This is a genomic window from Sulfurisphaera sp. (assembly GCF_059755235.1).
On the sequence record NZ_DBPRYF010000046.1, the window covers coordinates 156,555 to 175,911 of the forward strand.

19 protein-coding genes, 1 tRNA gene and 1 rRNA gene are annotated in these 19,357 nt (G+C 33.6%); 9 read left to right on the forward strand and 12 right to left on the reverse strand.

What is annotated here, in order from left to right; all coding sequences use genetic code 11:
- Nucleotide 1: 1 nt before the first annotated feature.
- Entirely contained in the window at nt 2-2,638 is a 2,637-nt protein-coding gene (locus tag AC3OCB_RS07790) for a DNA-directed DNA polymerase I (protein ID WP_498341796.1), read from the reverse strand.
- Nucleotides 2,639-2,688: 50 nt separating this feature from the next.
- Here AC3OCB_RS07790 and AC3OCB_RS07795 point away from each other — a divergent pair.
- Nucleotides 2,689-2,763 (forward strand) — tRNA-Arg (locus AC3OCB_RS07795).
- Nucleotides 2,764-2,862: 99 nt separating this feature from the next.
- On the opposite strand, the gene rpl7ae is transcribed toward AC3OCB_RS07795, so the two are convergent.
- The 8 genes from rpl7ae to map all read right to left on the reverse strand — a co-directional run bounded on the left by rpl7ae (nt 2,863) and on the right by map (nt 9,375).
- Nucleotides 2,863-3,243, reverse strand: coding sequence for a 50S ribosomal protein L7Ae (gene rpl7ae, locus AC3OCB_RS07800; RefSeq protein ID WP_498341797.1), 381 nt, complete (start codon nt 3,241-3,243; stop codon nt 2,863-2,865).
- A gap of 60 nt (nt 3,244-3,303) precedes the next feature.
- The gene (locus AC3OCB_RS07805) at nt 3,304-5,004 is read right to left on the reverse strand and encodes a glutamate--tRNA ligase (RefSeq protein WP_498341798.1); all 1,701 of its coding nucleotides are present in this window, start codon (nt 5,002-5,004) and stop codon (nt 3,304-3,306) included.
- Nucleotides 4,991-5,680: a phosphoglycolate phosphatase gene (locus AC3OCB_RS07810; protein ID WP_498341799.1), complete on the reverse strand. Its 690-nt coding sequence runs from the start codon at nt 5,678-5,680 to the stop codon at nt 4,991-4,993. Before AC3OCB_RS07810 ends, AC3OCB_RS07805 begins: the two co-directional genes overlap by 14 nt.
- Nucleotides 5,677-6,864, reverse strand: coding sequence for an HD domain-containing protein (locus AC3OCB_RS07815; RefSeq protein ID WP_498341801.1), 1,188 nt, complete (start codon nt 6,862-6,864; stop codon nt 5,677-5,679). Before AC3OCB_RS07815 ends, AC3OCB_RS07810 begins: the two co-directional genes overlap by 4 nt.
- A 50-nt stretch (nt 6,865-6,914) precedes the next feature.
- A 5S ribosomal RNA gene (gene rrf, locus AC3OCB_RS07820) occupies nt 6,915-7,033 on the reverse strand.
- A 50-nt stretch (nt 7,034-7,083) separates the two neighbouring features.
- A complete protein-coding gene (locus AC3OCB_RS07825) occupies nt 7,084-7,275 on the reverse strand; it encodes a hypothetical protein (RefSeq protein ID WP_498341802.1) in 192 nt (63 codons plus the stop codon).
- On the reverse strand, nt 7,272-8,402 hold the full coding sequence (locus AC3OCB_RS07830; RefSeq protein WP_498341975.1) for a DUF1512 domain-containing protein: 1,131 nt from the start codon (nt 8,400-8,402) through the stop codon (nt 7,272-7,274). Before AC3OCB_RS07830 ends, AC3OCB_RS07825 begins: the two co-directional genes overlap by 4 nt.
- 79 nt (nt 8,403-8,481) lie before the next feature.
- On the reverse strand, nt 8,482-9,375 hold the full coding sequence (map, locus tag AC3OCB_RS07835; RefSeq protein ID WP_498341803.1) for a type II methionyl aminopeptidase: 894 nt from the start codon (nt 9,373-9,375) through the stop codon (nt 8,482-8,484).
- Between the two features lie 54 nt (nt 9,376-9,429).
- Here map and AC3OCB_RS07840 point away from each other — a divergent pair, with 54 nt between their 5' ends.
- From AC3OCB_RS07840 to AC3OCB_RS07855, 4 genes are read left to right on the forward strand one after another with little or no spacing between them, the layout of a single operon-like run.
- Complete coding sequence (locus tag AC3OCB_RS07840; protein ID WP_498341804.1) at nt 9,430-10,113, forward strand: metal-dependent hydrolase; 684 nt, start codon at nt 9,430-9,432, stop codon at nt 10,111-10,113.
- Nucleotides 10,114-11,523, forward strand: coding sequence for a phenylalanine--tRNA ligase subunit alpha (gene pheS / locus AC3OCB_RS07845; RefSeq protein WP_498341805.1), 1,410 nt, complete (start codon nt 10,114-10,116; stop codon nt 11,521-11,523).
- Complete coding sequence (pheT, locus tag AC3OCB_RS07850; protein ID WP_498341806.1) at nt 11,510-13,132, forward strand: phenylalanine--tRNA ligase subunit beta; 1,623 nt, start codon at nt 11,510-11,512, stop codon at nt 13,130-13,132. Before pheS ends, pheT begins: the two co-directional genes overlap by 14 nt.
- Before the next feature lie 2 nt (nt 13,133-13,134).
- A complete protein-coding gene (locus AC3OCB_RS07855; RefSeq protein ID WP_498341807.1) occupies nt 13,135-13,893 on the forward strand; it encodes an alpha/beta fold hydrolase in 759 nt (252 codons plus the stop codon).
- Here AC3OCB_RS07855 and AC3OCB_RS07860 read toward each other — a convergent pair.
- A complete protein-coding gene (locus tag AC3OCB_RS07860; RefSeq protein WP_498341808.1) occupies nt 13,874-14,668 on the reverse strand; it encodes a nicotinamide mononucleotide deamidase-related protein in 795 nt (264 codons plus the stop codon). The genes AC3OCB_RS07855 and AC3OCB_RS07860 overlap by 20 nt on opposite strands.
- Nucleotides 14,669-14,712: 44 nt before the next feature.
- On the opposite strand from AC3OCB_RS07860, the gene AC3OCB_RS07865 reads away from it, so the two are divergent.
- Nucleotides 14,713-15,915, forward strand: a complete 1,203-nt coding sequence (locus tag AC3OCB_RS07865) for an aminotransferase-like domain-containing protein (RefSeq protein ID WP_498341809.1) — start codon at nt 14,713-14,715, stop codon at nt 15,913-15,915.
- On the opposite strand, the gene AC3OCB_RS07870 is transcribed toward AC3OCB_RS07865, so the two are convergent.
- Entirely contained in the window at nt 15,898-16,770 is an 873-nt protein-coding gene (locus AC3OCB_RS07870) for an MDR/zinc-dependent alcohol dehydrogenase-like family protein (protein ID WP_498341810.1), read from the reverse strand. The genes AC3OCB_RS07865 and AC3OCB_RS07870 overlap by 18 nt on opposite strands.
- A 52-nt stretch (nt 16,771-16,822) precedes the next feature.
- Between AC3OCB_RS07870 and AC3OCB_RS07875 the strand changes: the two genes are divergently transcribed.
- A complete protein-coding gene (locus AC3OCB_RS07875) occupies nt 16,823-17,143 on the forward strand; it encodes a helix-turn-helix domain-containing protein (RefSeq protein WP_498341811.1) in 321 nt (106 codons plus the stop codon).
- Here AC3OCB_RS07875 and AC3OCB_RS07880 read toward each other — a convergent pair.
- A complete protein-coding gene (locus AC3OCB_RS07880; protein WP_498341812.1) occupies nt 17,130-17,519 on the reverse strand; it encodes a hypothetical protein in 390 nt (129 codons plus the stop codon). The two genes, AC3OCB_RS07875 and AC3OCB_RS07880, sit on opposite strands and share 14 nt — an antisense overlap.
- Before the next feature lie 54 nt (nt 17,520-17,573).
- On the opposite strand from AC3OCB_RS07880, the gene AC3OCB_RS07885 reads away from it, so the two are divergent.
- Together AC3OCB_RS07885 and AC3OCB_RS07890 are read left to right on the forward strand one after the other, a co-directional pair.
- Complete coding sequence (locus AC3OCB_RS07885; RefSeq protein ID WP_498341813.1) at nt 17,574-18,257, forward strand: DUF2192 domain-containing protein; 684 nt, start codon at nt 17,574-17,576, stop codon at nt 18,255-18,257.
- 38 nt (nt 18,258-18,295) lie between these two features.
- Nucleotides 18,296-19,198, forward strand: a complete 903-nt coding sequence (locus tag AC3OCB_RS07890) for a CBS domain-containing protein (RefSeq protein ID WP_498341815.1) — start codon at nt 18,296-18,298, stop codon at nt 19,196-19,198.
- The last annotated feature ends 159 nt before the right edge of the window (nt 19,199-19,357 follow it).

Below are 19,357 nucleotides of genomic sequence, written 5' to 3' on the forward strand. Positions count from 1 at the left end.
TTCACTTTTTACTATAGTTAAAGAATGAATCTATAGATGTTGTGCTAAATTTGCTCCAATTTATTCCGAATGCTTTCAATATTTGCTCGAATGTAGTTCTTACAGCTTCTACGTATTTATCAACATCAATTTCACTCAGTTTAGCTAACTGAATAGGTTTTACTCCATCTTTACTTTTCACTTTCACAAACATAATAATATCTCTTGGTAACACCATTACTCCATAAGCTTGCAACTGTGATGCAGCTTTTACGTGTTGAGGTGTGTTTTTCTTATAACTATCTAACTCTTTGGATAGCATTACTCTAAAGGCCAGCTCGTCTAGGTTATATCCCTTATGCTTCAGCTTATCATAAATCTCTTTAATCTTTGTTTCTAATTCATCTTTGATTTTAGGGATATCATCAGGTGAATTTACAGATACTATTAGCTTCTTTATCTCATTGAATTCTTTTTTAATAAATTCTGGCGTGTTCCTCTTCTTTGCTAACATACCTTTAATATCAGTTTTTCCATCAGGGTATACTCCCAAATAGTTTTTCTTCAAGCCCGAGAATGCTACAAATTTGTAACTCTTATCAACCTCTAGGTCTAAACCAAACTTACCTTTTACAAATTTTATTATATTTTCAAGGTTTTCTTTTGTTGGATTCCATAAAAACATTGAGTCCGTATCTCCGTATAATACTTGAATCCCTAGAGACCTAGTATAGTTTACAGTAGTAGTAATAACAAATCTTCCCAAAGCAGTAACACTTTCAGCAACAGCAGGGGCGTATAATGGGAAGTTTTCAGCTCCAAATACTCCATAAGTAGCATTTATAAATACTTTCATTGCTCTTTGTACTACATCATAAACGGATCTCTGCTCTTCTGAGACACTAGGTGATTTTGCTTTCTTCTTATATACTTTTACTCTAAAATCTCTTAACAACCCAGTTATTACTGCAGTAATCCCCGGCTTATCCATACATATGGAATGTAAAACTGTTCCAGTCTCATCTTTTACATCTTCTATTTTCTTACAGTTCTCAACATCTACTGTCTCATAGCTAATATTCCAATTTCTGATTATGGAAGGATACAGCGAAGCAAAATCCAATACTACCACATTAAAAAATATGCCTGCAGGCGGATCAATAACAACAGCACCTTTGTATCTTTTTCCCTTAATAACAGCAGCAGTTTTTACTTCATTAGACCTTGCTAAAATTTCCTCTTTTAAAGGAATAAGCCAGTTTCTTCTTCTATGTTCCCAATAATATAAATTCTTTATCCATGTTGAAACTTCAGTCCTTGTTAGTTCTTCTAATCCCATCTTTGATATTCTAGCTAATAATATCATTAATTTCCATACTAGATTGTTATTGTAAGTTGTTAGCTTAAGCGTAATCTCCGAGTCCCTAGCATTATATTCAATTAGTTTATCAAGATCCAAGAAACTAATTAGTGTATCTAGCTTAACTTTAGAGATACCAAGTAGGGCAGTTGCCACAGCATCAAGGTTATACTCATTATATTTTCCTTCGAAAGCATAGTTTCTAACAGCTTTGTTAAAGAAGAACTTGTAGAGATCTATATGGAGGCCTGCAAGATATTTTCCTTCCTCTGGCGAAATAGCAAACGGAATTTCTTCGGGTAAGAAGTTTAGTTTTAATGCACGATAATAAATGTAAGGTATATCGAAATCATCTCCATTAAAAGTTAAAATAAGGGGGTACTCAACTATAAGATCAAAAAATCTCTTCAACAGATCTCTTTCCGTCTTAAAAGTTTCGACGTCTATATCATGTTTTGAAATTGTAGAATTTACATCTTCTCTTATTAGCACGAGAACTTTCTTCAACCCATCATTTCCAGCTAATGAGATACTAATTATGGGGAACTCTGCTTTTTCTGGGTCTGGAACCCTTCCTTTTACTGGCGTATAAACTTCAATATCTATTGCAACTCTTTTTACATCTGGCACTTCAGACTCAAAAATAGGAATCCAATCATTTACTGCCTCTTTTGTCATCTGATCAGCATCACTAAACGCTTTTTTTATCTCTTCTACTTCTTCACCCCTTAAGTCTGGGCTTACTTGCTCAAGTTTACCTTTCTTCACGACATATGGAAGACCGGGAATAAGACCTAAGTCGTAAATATAGTTATTAAAATACTTTATATGGGCCTCGTATGCTTTAGGTACATCGTTTCTCATCCTTCGAACGGCTAATGGGTCTTTTAAAACTATCTTTGTAAGTTTGATTTTGTCCCCAGTATAAGGATCAATTTTTGTTACTGACTCGATATGATCAAAAGAAGGGTCTCTCACTATTTTAGGAATTCTGTTTACTTTATCTGGCTCAATATCAGTGAGAAAGTATGGTTTATGGTTTGTATTATCATATAATACATAAATTTTCTTGGTCTCTTTATCATAAAGTTTACAGACGGCTTTTGACTTTTTCCCGTCATAATCAACTTGTAACAGAAAGTATGTTTTTCCCTCTTCCGCTTCTTTTAGCCACTCTTTTTGTCTATGTTTCTCTTCATGTTTACTTTCAACTTTTAACTCTTGATGAACTTCTTCCTGCTGTTGTTTTTTGTTTTCTTGCTTCAGCGAAAAATCGAAAAGTGTAATCTGCTTAGCCATTACAAAATAATATTATTCTGAAATACGATATAAACTTAAATACTTAATAAGGGCCCGTAGCTTAGCCTGGACAAAGCGTGGGCCTCCGGAGCCCAAGATCCCGGGTTCAAATCCCGGCGGGCCCGCTATATTTTTGAGAAAACAAAAGGAGTTAAATAATCTATATTACAGCAAAAATATATAAAATTTATCACTTAAATAGAAAATTATTTAAAAAATAAAATTTAGCTAGCTTTTCCTTTTATTTCCTCTACTCTTTTCACTACTTCGTCTAGTAAGTCTTTTGCTTCGCCTGGATCAATAACAGCTACTGCCGCTGCTGCCACTTGTAAACCGCAAGCTTCGCCCAAAGCTTTCTTTGAAGGAACATAGACATATGGTATTTTCTTCTCATCACATAATAATGGGAGATGTGCTACAATTTCTTCTGGTTGTACATCCATAGCTATTGCTACTAGCTTTGCTTGACCTCTTTCCACTGCTTTTGTAGTTTCGTTTGTGCCTTTCTTTATTCTTCCAGTTTCCTTAGCTTTTCTAATAACATCTAATACTTTATTAGCTAAATCTTCTGGTACATCAAATTTTACGAATGAGGGTTTTGACATGCGTTCATCCTCCTCTTATTTCGTCACGCAAAAATATCATAGCAGGGCTAATTAATAAAGTTACTCATGCGAGAATATTACCTTAATTTCTTCATTAGTCTTTTTATCCACTCTTACAAATCCAAACCTTATAAACTGCACTATTTCATCTACTCTAAGAGAGCTAATTTCTTTTTCTCCAAATCCTTTAATTGATGGCTTTTCTTCTTTAGGATCGGGAACAAACACTTCTACGTTAACTGCCTCTTCTTTTTTAGCCCACTGAACAATCTTAGCTCCTAGCTTTCTTCCATCCTCTATGTTTTTGCTATGGAAAACCAGTTTCTTTCCCTCAACCCTTACATTGCATAGTTCCATGAGTCTGATAATTGTCCCTTCTTCTGCATCTTTTTTCTCTAGATAGATAGTATCGTTGGGGGAAACTGTTATTTCTCTATAACCCATTTTAGGATTATTAGGATTATATGGAATCTTTGCCGTTATGGCTTCTGGTATTTCGATAGTAAATTCTTTAGGCTCAGAGACAAACATTAATCTTTTAGCAATAGGATCGAGCTTCTTTCTATTTAAAGCAGCTATATTATCAAAGCTAATTGTAGCATCTGTTATCTTTAATCCGACCTCAATAATAGTCTCTACTATAGTCTCTGGTAAAATACCTCTTCTCCTCAATCCTGCCAATGTTGGTAACCTAGGATCATCAATAGTTACTCCTTGCTCAAGGATTGTCTTTATCTTTGATTTACTCATCATAAACCCTTCTAACTTTAGTCTACCAAATTCTTCAACATAAGGATACTTCCAATTCATGTAGTTGTAAATCCATTTCTGTTTTTCAGCATTTACCTCATGTTCTTTCCCTCTAAAAATATGAGTTACATTCAAATCGTGGTCGTCTACTGCACTAGCAAAATTATATGTTGGCCATACCCAATATTTATCACCAGTTATAGGATGAGGATTCTTTTTAACATCAATTATCCTAAGTAAAACCCAATCTCTTTGTGATGGGTCTGGTAAAGAAAGATCAGTTTTTATTCTTAAGACTGCCTCTCCTTCTTTGAAATCTCCGTTAAGCATTTTTTCGAATAATGCAAGATTGTCCTCTGGTGATTTTAGCCTATTAGGACAAGGTTTCCATGCGTCTCTCATTTTTTTGAATTCTTCTTCTCCGCAAGTATCAACGTAGGCATAGCCTTTACTTATTAGTTCTTTTGCTATTGAATAGTAAAACTGATGCCTCTCAGATGCCTTTAGTTCTTTATTCCATTTTATTCCTAACCAACGTAGATCTTCCTTAATCCAATCATATGCTTCCTTTATAGGTCTCTTAACTTTTGGATCTGTATCATCAAACCTTAGTATAAAATTCCCATGATACATTTCACTATATTTATATGAAATTACAGCAGCCCTTGCATTACCTAGATGTAAAGGACCATCTGGATTTGGAGCAAATCTAGTAATAAATTCTCCATCAACCTTAATAGGAGGTAAAGTTTTTTTGCCTTCTTCCTTCTTCTTTTCCTCAAGTAATTCTGGGTATTTTTCCTTGAGTTCTTTGAGTTGATCCTCTATCGGCATGGAATTTACTTTTTCTACTATTTTCTTTGCCAATTCCACTATTTCTTTAGCTCTAGGTCTTAAGTCAGGTCTCTCGGTAAAGATTTTACTTACTACGGCTTTATCTTGAGCTTTTCCATCATGCTTATAAGCATTTTGGAGAGCATACTTGTATATCAATTCCTCAATTTCTTCCATTTATTTCACCTTTCAGTATTTTTTGAACTACTTCTACTACTCCTTTTCCACTTTTATTAATAGTAATATAGTTTGCTATTTTTTTAACCTCTTCATCAGCATTTCCAACAACTACTTTTACGCCAACTTCCTCTAGGAATTCTTTATCAGTACTTGAGTCTCCTATACCTAACACTTCATATTTATTTAGATTGTGTAACTCAATTAGCTTCCTTACACCAATACCTTTTCCATAGGAAGACTTCGATATATGAATTGCATACCCGCTGGTCTTTATGTAAAGACCGTGTGATTTAGCCCATTCTATCATTTCATTGTTTAGCGTGGGCGGAACAAAGGTCAAATCACAATACTTAAACTCATTCTGCCATGTTCTAACTACGTTAAATCTACTCTCAAACTCTCTTATAAGACTCTTGTCAATTTCTTCACATACCTTGTTCATTACCTTGTTATGATACACAACGCAACCATTTTCAGCTACTAAACCCCCATGGAAATTAAAATACGTATATAAACCCCTTAGTACTGGATAAGAATTTCCACTTACAAGACCAACTTTTATACCATATTTCTCTAATTTCCTTAAAGCTTGAATGGCATCAAGATCAATCTCGTAGGTGTCTCTTTCTAAAGTTAAAGTCCCATCAACGTCCGTAAGGACTAATCGTATCAACTCAGTATATCCCTCGCTTTTTGAGCATAAAAATGATCAACATAAACTCTTCTAATATTTATAACCGAGGGAATCACATTAAGTAGTGTACTGGAAAACTCTTTCACGCTTTTTTCCTTATTTTTACTTCTTATCCTAATTTTCTGCTTATCTATAATTCTAATAGATTCAGAAAAAGGATATATTGATTGCTCTGGAATTCCATATTTAGTTAATTTAATTACGGTTTCTTCTATCCTAGATTCGTTCTCTTGAAAAGAAATTTCTTCATAAACTACTTTTGGTCCATTTCTGTCTAGAAAACTCTTTATCTTAAGTTTGAGCTCTTCTGGTATTGAAGGATCAAATAATCCCTCATACAGCTTAGAGAAAACCCACTCGTCGTCCCAATATGAAAAAGAATTCGATTCGATGCTGCTCCTAAGAAAAGATTCCTCAAATATACCAGGACAACAATAGTTGGATAATTCTGAGAAAATGCTCCTCAACTGAATTTCATAACCCAAAATTGTTTTATGATAATAGACTGCTTGATACATATGAAGCCTTGATATATAAAAGTTCTCTAAAGAATTAAGTCCTTTTTCTAGCATAATTATGGTCTTATTTTCACCATAACTAACTGTGTCAATTAACCTATCAAGATCTAAGCTACCTAATTGAACTCCAGTATGCCTCGAATCTCTCACTAGGTAGTCCATCCTGTCAACATCAACATCGCTGTCGATAATTGATGAAATGAAAGAATTTCCATGTAAAATATCTAAGATTTTTTTACTTGAGATAGAAAACTCATCGAGCACCTCTTGTATGTCACTACTTTTAGAAATTATAACGTCTCTAAGAAATTCATTACTAATATTTTTGGATAGAAAAATAGGTTCAATTGCATGACTAAATGGAAACTGGCCTATATCATGAAGAAGTGCGGCGATTCTTAAATCTTGGATTTCTTCTGATGTAATAATCCCTTCTTCACTTAGTCTTTGTGCAAGTCTATTTGCTAAGTACATACTGCCAATTGAGTGACTAAATCTTGTATGCATAGCTCCAGGGTATACAATATAAGCTAAACTAGTCTGCTTTATTCTCCTTAGTCTTTGAAAAACAGATGTATCAACTAGCTTAGTTTCGACGTCATTTAATGTTATATAACCATGAATTTCATCAAAGATTTTTTTCATTATATGATATAAGGAGTAATATTATTAAAAATTAAGTATAAATATAATGCCCATCTCAGCTTAGAAGGGCTGCGGGTCCTCGCGGATCCCACGGCCCTTCTAACGTGAGCGGCTTAACTTCCGGGTTCGAAACGAGTCCGGGTGTTACCCGCTCACTATGGCCGAGTGGGCAAATAATAATAAGCTGTACTCACTTAAAAAACTTTCTAACATAATACCTTATTTCTTTTCAACTAAAGGTTTAGCATAAATTCCCCATATGTATAGAGGAGACCCATCATTAGGACAAGTACCATCTATTTTTGGAATGAAGTCTCCTTCTTTAAAGGGTCTTTCAACAGTATAAGAACATTTTAGGCACTTAAGAACTGTTACAACTGTTTTTTGTTGCTGTTGAGAAGACTGACTCATTGTGCAACACCACAAGTATTTCCTACACCTATTAATACTACTGTGTCTCCTGGCTTAGTTCTTTCTCTAATCAATTGCTTAACCATTTCAACTACTTTATCAGAAGCATCATACACTTCCTTTGGCATCTCTGTAATAGCTTCTTCCATACTCATCTTTACTATTACAGCATCAATCGGAATGTTGTATTTCACAGCAACCCTTTCTATTGCTATTTTCTCTGGACCTGGATCTCCCATAGCAACTCCTACTCCCTCCGCTATACTGCCAGTCTGTTCCCCTTCTAATTTTGCTGCAGCATCTACGGTAATTATTCTATTAACTCTACCTTCTAGTTTATTTATTACATTTTCTACAGCTTCTCCAGGTGTACCTACAGTCGGCATGGGGCCCTCTGCTTTTAATACAATTAGTTTTCTTCCTTCAAACTCTGTTTCTCCCGCTACAACTTCTCTACTTGGAGTCCACTTTTCGTTTATGTTCATTAAGAATCTAGAGGCAACCAATGGCCCTAATGAATCTCCTACTGGAATTCCTTTTATAAATACATCTTGAGCTTTCTCATAAGATTCTGCCATTTTTACTAGCATAGGAACTATTGACTGTAGCTGAAGTAAAATATAGTAACTGTTTAACTTCTTACCAAGTAGCAGATAATGTCTTATAACTTTATATATCATATTTAATGAATTTACAATCTCTGCTGATACCTGTATTTTACTTCTCGTAACTGGGTCTAAGTTGGGCAAAGATAGCATAATAATCTGCCTTATCTTATCGTCACTTGTTCTCATCAACAATTTCATCCTATTTATTATATCAGTTGGTTCTACATTTACTGGATCTATAACAAACCATTCAGCAAATTTTTCGGTTAATTCTTCTGCGTTTGTTGCACCACTTTTCTTTAATAATTCAATAGTTTTCTTCTTTGCGTTTTTGCTGAAATTTTCTAATTTTGTTAGCCCGCTCTCAATATCCCTAGCTACGAAATAAGTATACATTTTTTGCTGAACACCTGGCATAAGGAATAATACAAATAATGCGGCATAGAAAATTAGAGTAATCAATGTATAACTCGTGTTTATTTGATTACTACTACTTTGAGCATATGCCAATAGATCTATCATGCTTCTCAAACATTAAATATACATGCCACCTAATTAAACTTTATTAAAAGTTTACTAATGCTTTTCATATCGACAATTAAGTTATAACTTCTACTCCATCTTTAGTAACTAGAACAGTATGTTCAAACTGAGAAACAATGCCCCTTCCTACTTCTAAAAGAACTGGATAGGAGTGAAGTGCTCCTCTTCTTGTTAAGGTTTTGAACATTTGTCTAATGTAACTTGGCTCACCCAAGTCCTTAAACCATCTTTCGTTAAATGGTAACATATTCGCTCTTTTATATATCTCATCTAAAAACTTCCTCTCTTCATCTGTCAGATTTTTCACGTTTAGTGATCTAATAGAATATATTGTAACTTCTTTACCTTCAATAACTTCACCTTCTCCGTTAGTTGCAAAAGGTTCAATGGCATATGTGTTTCCCTCTATAACCCTTCCTAGACCTCTCTCATAAACGTTTGGCACAAATACACCTGCATGAAGCTCATATCTCCTAATCAAATGTCCACCCAAATTTCTTATAGGCTTGAACCCGTAAGTCTTTATTACTCTTTCAATGTTTTTACCAATGTCCCCAAGACTGACACCTGGTCTCATATTAGCTATTGCAGCTTGTAATGCGTCTCTTGAGGCATCCGCAAGCCTCTGATATTTTCCGTCTAAAACTACTGTGACAGCAGTATCTGTAATATAACCATCAATATGTGCACCGATATCAAGTTTTACCACTGCTCCTTCTGGAATAATCTTATTATCATTAATTAACGGACTGTAATGAGCGGCCTCTTCATTTATAGAAAGATTACAAGGAAAGGCTGGTTTTGCCCCTTCTTCTATAATTATTTTCTCTACGTATTCACATATATCGTAAACTTTTGCACCAGGTTTAATTTCTCTCGCACCTAAATCTCTTGCCTTAGCAGCGATTTTACCCGCTTTTCTCAATAGCTCTAAAGCTTGCTCATCCATAGTCATAAGAAACAAATAGAAACTTTAATTTTTACCTTATAACTATCTTTTAATATGGCACAGTTAAGATGGTTAGGTCATGCGGCCGTAGAACTCTACTTAAACGGAAAACATATTATAATAGATCCAATGATAAAAGATAATCCATTATCTCCAGTAAAGTTAAGCTACTTTGATAATAACCTAGACCTTATAATAGTTACCCATGACCATTATGATCATCTGGGAGACACTGTTGAATTAATGAAAATGAATCCAAGAGCATATCTATACGCTACTTATGATCTTGAAAATTATTTAGTAACTCAATTCGGAATATCATGGGATAGAATAATTCCAGCTAACGTCGGAGGTTATGTGGATTTTTACGGGATAAATCTCGCATTGACAAAAGCTGTACATTCAAGTGAACACAGCGATCCAACTGGAACTGTAATAAGCTCTGAAGGGATTACAATATATCATGCTGGAGATACTGGATTATTTGAAGATATGAAACTAATTGGAGACCTCTTCAAACCTGACTATGTATTATTGCCCATTGGTGGAAGATTTACAATGGATCCTTATCAAGCGTCAATTGCAGTAGAAATGCTAAAACCAAAGAAATATGCTATACCTATACATTATAACACTTGGGATCTCATAAAGGTTGATCCCAATATCTTCTCTACTGAAGTAGCGAAAAGAGGTTATAGAGCACTGATACTTCAACCAGGGCAGAGCGTGGAGTTATAAATGTTAAGTGAAAATGAGGTAAAAATCTTAGAATATTTAAAAAAAGTGAAAGAAGATACTGCTGAAAATATAAGCAAACAGTTAAACATCCCAATAGATACGGTATTTAGTATTTCTCAACTTCTAAAAGAAAAAGGCTATATTTCAGTTGAAGAGAAAAAAATAACAAAATATGAACTAACAGAAGAAGGAAAAGAGAGGCTTAAAAACGGTTTACCCGAAGAGATACTTGTAAATTCTTTAGGTGGAAAGGAAGCTAAGATACAAGATATAAGGAATAAACTAGGAAAGGATTTTGAAATCGCTCTTGGTTGGGCAAAAAGAAAAGGTCTAATAAAAATAGAAAAAGATACGTTAATTCCACTAGTTGTACATTATGAAGCAAAAGATGAGCGAGAAGCTCTACTTGAACCAGAAAATGCTAGGAGAGAAATTCTCCAGGAATTATTAGCTAGAAAATTTGTCATTAAAAGAGAAGAAAAAATGTCCTATTTAAAACTAATAAAAGAAGAAATCGAAATAAAACCTGCAATAACTTTCTTAACGCCACAACTTTTAGCAAGTGGAGAATGGAAAAAATATAGTTTGAGAGAATACAACGTTGAAGCTTATCCTCCTTTTTACCCATTAGGTAGGAAACATTTCTTTAAGGAATTCTTAGAAAAGCTAAAAAATGTAATGAAAGAATTGGGTTTTAAAGAATTCTATAGTGATTATATAGAGATGGAATTCTATAATTTCGACTTATTATTTCAGGCACAGGATCACCCAGCTAGGGAAATACATGATAGTTTTTCAATTTCTGGAGAAGGAAAATTGCCAGATGAAAAATTAGTTGAAAAAGTAAAAGAAATGCATGAGAATGGTTGGAAATACAAGTGGAACAGAGAAATAGCTACAAGATTAATGTTAAGAAGTCAAACAACTGCAACAACTGCTAGGATTTTGGCATCGAGACCAACACCACCATTAAGGGCATTCACAATAGGAAAAGTCTTTAGACCAGATTCAATTGACGCAACACATTTGATAGAATTCCATCAATTGGATGGACTTGTAGTTGAGGATAACTTCACTTTTAGGGATTTATTGGGTACATTGAAAGAGATATTTAATGGAATCGGAATAAAAGAAATTAAGTTTAAACCAGCTTATTTTCCATTTACAGAACCAAGTGTTGAAGTTTATGGGAAAATAGAGGGATTAGGATGGGTAGAAATGAGCGGTGCGGGATTATTAAGACCAGAAATATTAAAAGCAGTAGAAGTAAACTCATCTGCGGGAGCATGGGGCATCGGAATTGACAGATTAGCTATGCTACTCTTCGGCCTTAAAGATATAAGGTTATTATATGCTAATGACATTGAGTACTTAAGAAGCAGAAAGGTAGATATTAATGCCTACGATTAACGTCTATAAATGGCGACTATTAAATGAACTGAAAATAAACGAAAGCAAATTAGAAGATTTACTATTTAACCTTAAATCTGAAATGAAACCCATAGACCAAGATCACATAGAAATAGAGATAAATAATGATAGACCGGATCTGCTTTTCGTATATGGAATTATAAGGTCAATAAAAGGTCTACTTAAGAGAGAGTTGGGAGAAGCAAAATACTCCGTAAAGAATAGTGAATATTCGTTTGAAGTAAAGGAAGTAAAAAGTAGACCATATGCTTTAGCTGCGATTATTGAAGGAGTAAAACTGGATGAGGAACTGCTTAAAGAACTCATTCAATTTCAAGAAAAACTCCATATTACAATTGGTAGGAAAAGGAAAAAAGTAGCTATTGGAATTCATGACTTGAGAAAGATTGACTCAAAAAAGATACTTTACACTACTGTAAACCTTGATTATAAGTTTGTTCCTCTAAATTCTTCAAAAGAAATGAGTGTAAAAGAGGTCTTAGAAAGCACTGATCAAGGAAAAGAATATGGAAATATCTCGTTATTTGATAACAAGATGCCCGCTATAATGCAGGATGATGGGCAAATTCTAAGTTTACCACCAGTTATAAATTCTGAGAAAACAAGACTGGGAACATCAACTACAGATTTATTTATAGACGTAACTGGGACCTCTTTAGACGCTGTTATATCAACATTAGATATTTTAGTGACAAATCTGGCAGAGATGGGTGGAAAGATAGGCGAGGTAAAAGTCATATCTCCTTACACGGACAAATCACCCATATTAAGACATAGTAAGGTTAATATTACAATAGAGTATATAAATCAAGTCTTAGGCACTCAAATACAGAAACAAGATGTAATTGAATATCTTAAGATGGCTAGATTTGACGTTAATGATTTAGGGAAAGAGCTTGAAGTGATTATCCCGCCTTATAGAAGTGATATTTTAGCTCCTATAGATCTGACAGAGGAAGTGGCAATGACTGTTGGCTATTCATATCTTTCACCATCAGCATACAAGATAGAAAGTATGGGTTTACTTTCTGATAAAACTAAAATTACAAGAGTTATAAGGGATCTTAGCATAGGGGCTAGTTTTACAGAGATATTTACTTTTGTACTAACTAACGATTCACTACTAAACGATGAATTTGTAAAGATTGTCAATCCCATAACGGTAGATTATGATGCTATAAGGAACTCATTAATTCCTACTATGTTACAATTTCTTTCCAAGAATCAACATTCAAGAATGCCAATAAGAGTTTTTGAAGTTGGAGAAAGCATAGTAAAAAGCGAAGATAACGACACTGGATATGAAAATAAGTTAAACGCTGTATACGCTATTATGGATAGCAAAGTGAGCTTTGAGGATTTACAATCACCAGTTCATTATATCTTAACTAGTTTAGGACTAAATGTAGAATATAAAAAAGAGAAAAATAACTATTTAATAGAAGGAAGGACAGCGGGTATTTATTGTCAAGACAAAAGGATTGGGGTTATAGGAGAAATCAAACCTGAGATTCTAGAAAAAATGAAAATAGAATATCCAATAATGATTAGTGAAATTTATTTAGATGAGATCAAAAAATTAGTGTGAAAATGTTTACCATATTAGAAAACGGGATAAGAATTTTTTATCAAGAAAGAGGAGAAGGTAAAACTATAGTCTTAATTCATCACTTAGCCGGGAGCATAAACAGTTGGAAATACGTTTTTCCAGTTCTAACAGAAAAATATAGAGTAATTGAGTATGATTTGAGAGGACATGGAAGGTCATCAGTTGCCTCTGGACCATATGAAATAGAGGATCACTCAGAGGACTTAAAATTGCTGTTAGAAGAGCTGAATGTAGAGGACCCGATAATTGTAGGACATTCAATCGGGACTTTAATAGCAATTGATTATGCACTTCATAATCAAGTAGATAAGCTTGTTTTAATTGGAGCACTATACAAGGCTCCCAATCCAGAACCATATGAAAGGTATCTATCCATTGCCATGAACTTAGGAATGCAAGCTTTAGCCGAATTCAGAAGAAAGCAAGGAGAATTTTCGTCGAAACTTCTTGAAAGAGCTTGGTCAGATCTGTTACAAGTATATAAGGAGAATACACCAATAGGTTATAAATATGCAGTTGAAGGTCTACTAAGCGCTAAAGATTATTCAAAAGATCTGGAAAAAATTGATAATGAAACTCTGATAATTTATGGAGATGAGGACAAACTTTCTTCTAATTTATCTACTCTTCAAAATAAGATTAAAAATGCAAAAACTCAGATACTTAAAGGATATGGTCATTTCCTTAATTTTGAAGACCCAGAGGACATAACAAAACTTATCATTGAATTTGTAGGATAGTTCCACCTAGTTGTTTTCCAATTTGTTTAAGCTCTTCTACTGCTTTTTGCACCTTTTCTTTTATCTCACTCTCATTTGTCGAACTTCCTGCAACTTGAATTTCCAGTACTGGCTTTACTAGTTCTTGTCCTTTAGGATGAGTTTTTATATATAAATCATATTTTTTCACTAGTTGTTTTACATAAGGTGCTATAGTTGATTCCATAACACCCTCTAAAATAAAACTTGTCTCTACATATTTTACATTAGGTTTCACTTTCAAATATTTCTTTATAAAAGTCTCTAATATATCCTCCATTTCTTTAGGTACACCCGGAGTAGCTAGAATTATAACCCCTTCATATTCGACTAAAATCCCGGGAGCTACTCCAACATTATTTTCAACAGCTATTGCACCTTTTGGCATCATTGCCATCTTCTTTCTTTCTTCAGTCATTTCTATATTTAATTTTGAATACTTTTCTAATAACATATTATATGCAATAGTGTTTAATTCTAATTCTGTATTTAATGCCTTAGCTAAGCCTTCATTTGTCTTATCATCATAAGTAGGACCTAAACCGCCAGTTGATACAATTAGCCTTGGTTTTCTACTCAAAGCCTCTTTAAATGCTGAAGCAATTTCTTCTATCTCGTCCATAACTACTGTTATTCTCCTTATGTTATATCCTAGAGATGTAAGCCTTCTTGCAATATGAGAGGCATTTGTGTTAATAGTTCTTCCACTTAATATTTCATTGCCTATTGTTATAATTTCAGCGTACCAGTTTTCCACAAAAATAGATAAAAACTTTAGCCTATATAATTAGTTGTGAAATAATGTTTGAGAAATTTCTCTCAAAGGACACAGCCAGTTTAAGGTCTTCTGAGATAAGAGATTTATTAAAGCTAACTGAAGGTAAGAATGTTATAAGCCTGGCTGGTGGATTACCAGATCCACAGACTTTTCCAAAAGAGGAGATAAAGAAAATAGTTGATGATGTTTTGACGCAAAACGCAGACAAAGCTCTGCAGTATTCTACTACTGCTGGGATAAGCGACTTTAGAAAAGAATTAGTGAATCTCTCGATGTATAGAGGAATTTCGGGAATAAAAGAAGATAACATATTTGTGACCGTAGGTAGCCAAGAAGCACTATTCATGATATTTAATCTGCTAGTTGATCCAGGGGACACAGTAATTGTAGAAATGCCCACATATCTGGCTGCACTTAATATCCTTAGGACAAGGAAACCAAATTACATAGGTGTTCATTTAACTGAAAAAGGACCAGACTTAGACGAGTTAGAAAGAAAGGTTAAAGATAGTGTAAATAACGGTAAAAAGCCAAAGCTAATGTACGTAATTCCTACAGCACAAAACCCAGGTGGGACAACAATGAGTTTAGAAGATAGGAAAAGGCTACTTGAGATAGCAGAAAAATTTGACTTTCTGATATTTGAGGATGATGCTTATGGCTTTTTAGTATTTGACGGAGAAGCTCCACCACCTTTAGCGGCATTAGATAGATCCGGAAGAGTGATCTATACTTCGACATTTAGTAAAATATTAGCACCGGGACTTAGGTTAGGATGGGTAGTAGCACATGAAGAAATAATTCATGAGATAGAATTATATAAACAAAATGTAGATCTACATACTCCAACACTTACACAAATGATTGCCATGGAAGCAATAAGAAGAGGAGTTATACAAAATCAATTGCCTTTAATTAGAAAGGTTTACAAAGAAAAGAAAGATATAATGTTACAAGCAATAGAAAAATACTTCCCCAAAGAAGCCAAATGGTCAAAACCAGTAGGAGGGATGTTTGTATTTACATGGCTCCCAGAGAAGATTGATACATTAAAAATGCTAGAAGAAAGTATGAAAAGAGGAGTCGCTTACGTGCCAGGGTCAAGTTTCTATTACGATTACAGCGGAAGAAATACAATGAGGTTAAACTTCAGTTATCCTACTAAAGCAGAATTAGAAGAGGGAATAAAAATATTGGGTCAAACTATATCAGATTTTGTGAAATAAACTTTTTGTTACATCTACTATTATTCCAGGCTTAGAAGAAGGAATTGAAGATAATAAATCGTTTGAAAGCCCTATTATTTCTTTAAAAAATTTATCACTAATTTCATTCTCTATATACTCAAATACACCATTGACTTTTGTTGGCTCAATAAATTTCACATTATTATTGGGGAGAACTACTGGCCAAGAGTTCATAAACTTTGGCAAGACAACCATAGTATCTGACGATAAATTTGATGCTAAAACTCTAGCCCAACTTCTCATCGTAGTTATAAGGATGACATCCCATGAGGAATTAAACTCTTTTATCTCCTCAATACCATACATCTTAATTTTGTAACTAAGTTCGTCTCTCAAAATGCCTACTTTATTAGCGTAACCAACTATCATATTAGCGGAAATTAAACCAGTTAATCCATCGCCTATAATTAGAACGTTTAAACCTTGTAATGTTCTCCTCAATTGTAAGCCAATACTAACGAAAGGATAAAGCAAGAGCCTATCATCATAATTAGAGGGAATGGGTACAAAAGCGTCTTGAGGAATCACTGATTTTTCTGCTAGTATTCCGTCTATTTCTGTTCCAACTCCACCATATTTCTTTGAATAGGGCAAAACAATACCAAGCTTACCTTCTAACTGTGGCTCAACGTCTAATCCTATAGCATTAACCTTGACTAGACCAGTACTGCCTAATATTGTCTCTGGTCTTACCCATAGCAATCCAACATAGATAGAATTTTCTAATCCAGATATCAACGCTTTTATTGGCACTACTTGTAAGTGATCATTAAGAACTGGTCTTTCTACGATATCTTCCATTGTAATACCTAGGTCAAATACTATTGCATTCATTCATTAGTAATTATGGTAAGCAATTATTAAATTTAAGGAACAGGATTGAGTTATGAGAATTATACACAATCTCAGTAAAGATGCAAGAGAAAGAATTATTGACATTCTTTTGGAAAAGAGAAGTAAAAAAGAACTAGCCGATGAACTTGGGATTTCTCCTTCTGCAATAACTAAATTCATAAATGGAATAACACATCCTAGTGATGAAACTATAGAAAAAGTTTTAGAAATAGCCGATGAAGAGGAAAGAGAAAGAATATACGAAATAATAGCTGAAGACATTATCGAAAGCTTAGAAGAATTTATAAACAATTGTGGATTTGAAAATGAAAAAATTAAAAATATTAAAAAGTTACTGGTTAAAACTTTTTAGGCTCGTAAAGTGGACATGTAATACATAGTTCTGGGAATTTAGCAACAATTATCTTTTTTGAACCGTTTTCCGTAACGAAAATTGAGTCTTGAGGAATACCTAGCTTTTCTGGTTCACTTATGCTCCAAGCAGAACAAGCATCATTAATTACATGTCTACACGTCTTCGACTTCCATACACCTTGAGATTTAGCAATAGTCAGCCAGCTCGTTAATGTATGTAATTTATCTATTTCTGATCTAATTTTCTCTAATTCCTGTAAATTATTCTCATTTACTTGATTAATTTTTTCTTCAATTTGTTTTATCTCATTTTCCAAGTCAGAAGCTGATATTAGAATTATATTAGGCTTAAGAGTTTCTTCTGTTATACTCATAGTTTAAGTTTTCTACTTAATACTTTTTTAAGGGAGAGTGCTAATAGAATCGATATGGTTAAAGAGATATATAAGGAACGCGTCAAGGTACTCACAGATTTATGGAGCAAAATTTTAGAAGACCAAAGTTTAGCAAGAGGCGATGTTATTGAATTACTTAGGCAGTCTTATGAGGAAAAAGGTATTAAACCTATTAGAGGCTTTAAAGCCGAAGACCTTTATGAAAAAGAGCTAATTAGTTTATATGTAGTAGGGAAAGACGGATTAGGACTTTTTGAAGACTATAGAAGCTTGTTCGATAAACTATTTAGTTTTGAAGTAACTTATGATGAGGCTCTCAATTTAATATTGGAAAACAAACCTTTAGAAGCATATGAAAAACTTGATAAGGATAAAGGTAATGTAGCAAAAACATTAAGAGTTATCTTTACAGAAACTATTTTCTCGTTTAAACCAGAAGATCTCTTATTTAAAGCATTAAGAAATCTGAATAACACTGAGTCGGATGAATTAAAACATACAGCGACAAGTTTTTCTAGGTTCTATACAGCATTTAAAATAGCAGAAGGTATTGCTGAAAGAAGTATAAAAGATAAAATGTCACTTGAAGCTATGAAAAAAGTTATAGCCATTAACATTGGAATATCTTATCCTCCTCCGAAGCAAGAATATATAAGCCTAATAGCCACTGAAGTATTTAATATAAATCAAAAAATTCTAAAAAGAATATTTACTTAGAGAATATTTTTAAACCTTAACTTATATTATAATTATTGATGCAGAATCTATCATCAACGCAAAGGGAAATACTTCTAGCTTTAGTTGACTTATATAATAGATATAAAAGAATGATAAAAAGTAAGGAAGTTGCAGATATAATAGGAAAAGATGAGGGAACGGTAAGAAACATAATCTTAAGCTTAAAAGTTCTCGGTTTAATAGAGTCAAAACCTGGGCCTAATGGTGGTTATGTTCCTACACTTAAGACTTATGAATCAATCAAAAACCCTATAATTACTCCTATCTTAGATCAGTTAAGCTTATACAAAGACGGATTAGAAACTGACATAAAGATAAATAATATAGAACTTTTGGACATAACAAATCCAGCAGGGAATAAAATTTTACTAAGAGTATCTGGTGATTTAAGGAAATTAAAAGTAGGCGATACTATTAAAATAGGGCCAATCCCTTATACTAGGTTAGTTATTGAAGGAGTAATAATACATATAGATGATTCAAGAAAAGAGTTGATAGGGGACGTAACGAGAATGATAAGCGTCCCTAAAGTTCAAATAAAGAATCTTATTTCAAAGAGGTTAATTGCTCTAAAGCCAGATATGAGCTTAAAAGAAGCATCTCAGATATTCTATAAAGAAGGAATAAGAGGAGCTCCAGTTATAGACAGTGATGGAAAAACGTTAGGTATTTTAACTACAGCAGATATTATTAAGGCATTCTTTGAGGGAAAATTCGACGCAAAAGTGAACGAATACATGAAAACTAATGTGATAAGCATAAAAGAAGAAGATGATATATTGGCTGCAATAAAGAAGATGCTAATATATAATGTCGGTAGACTTCTCGTATATAACCAAGATCAAAAAGTTGTAGGGATAGTTACTAGAACTGATATACTTAAAAGTATAGCTGGGTTGGAGGAGTTAGTAACACCTTGACCAAAGAGAAAATTGGTATATTATTAAATGATAATAGAGTGGTTTTACTACACAATATTTCTAACCATAACAATAGTTTCGAAGTTGACGCACAAGAGTTTTATAAATACATTGGAAATATTAAGGCTTTGATTCACACTCATAAAAATAGTTGCGAGC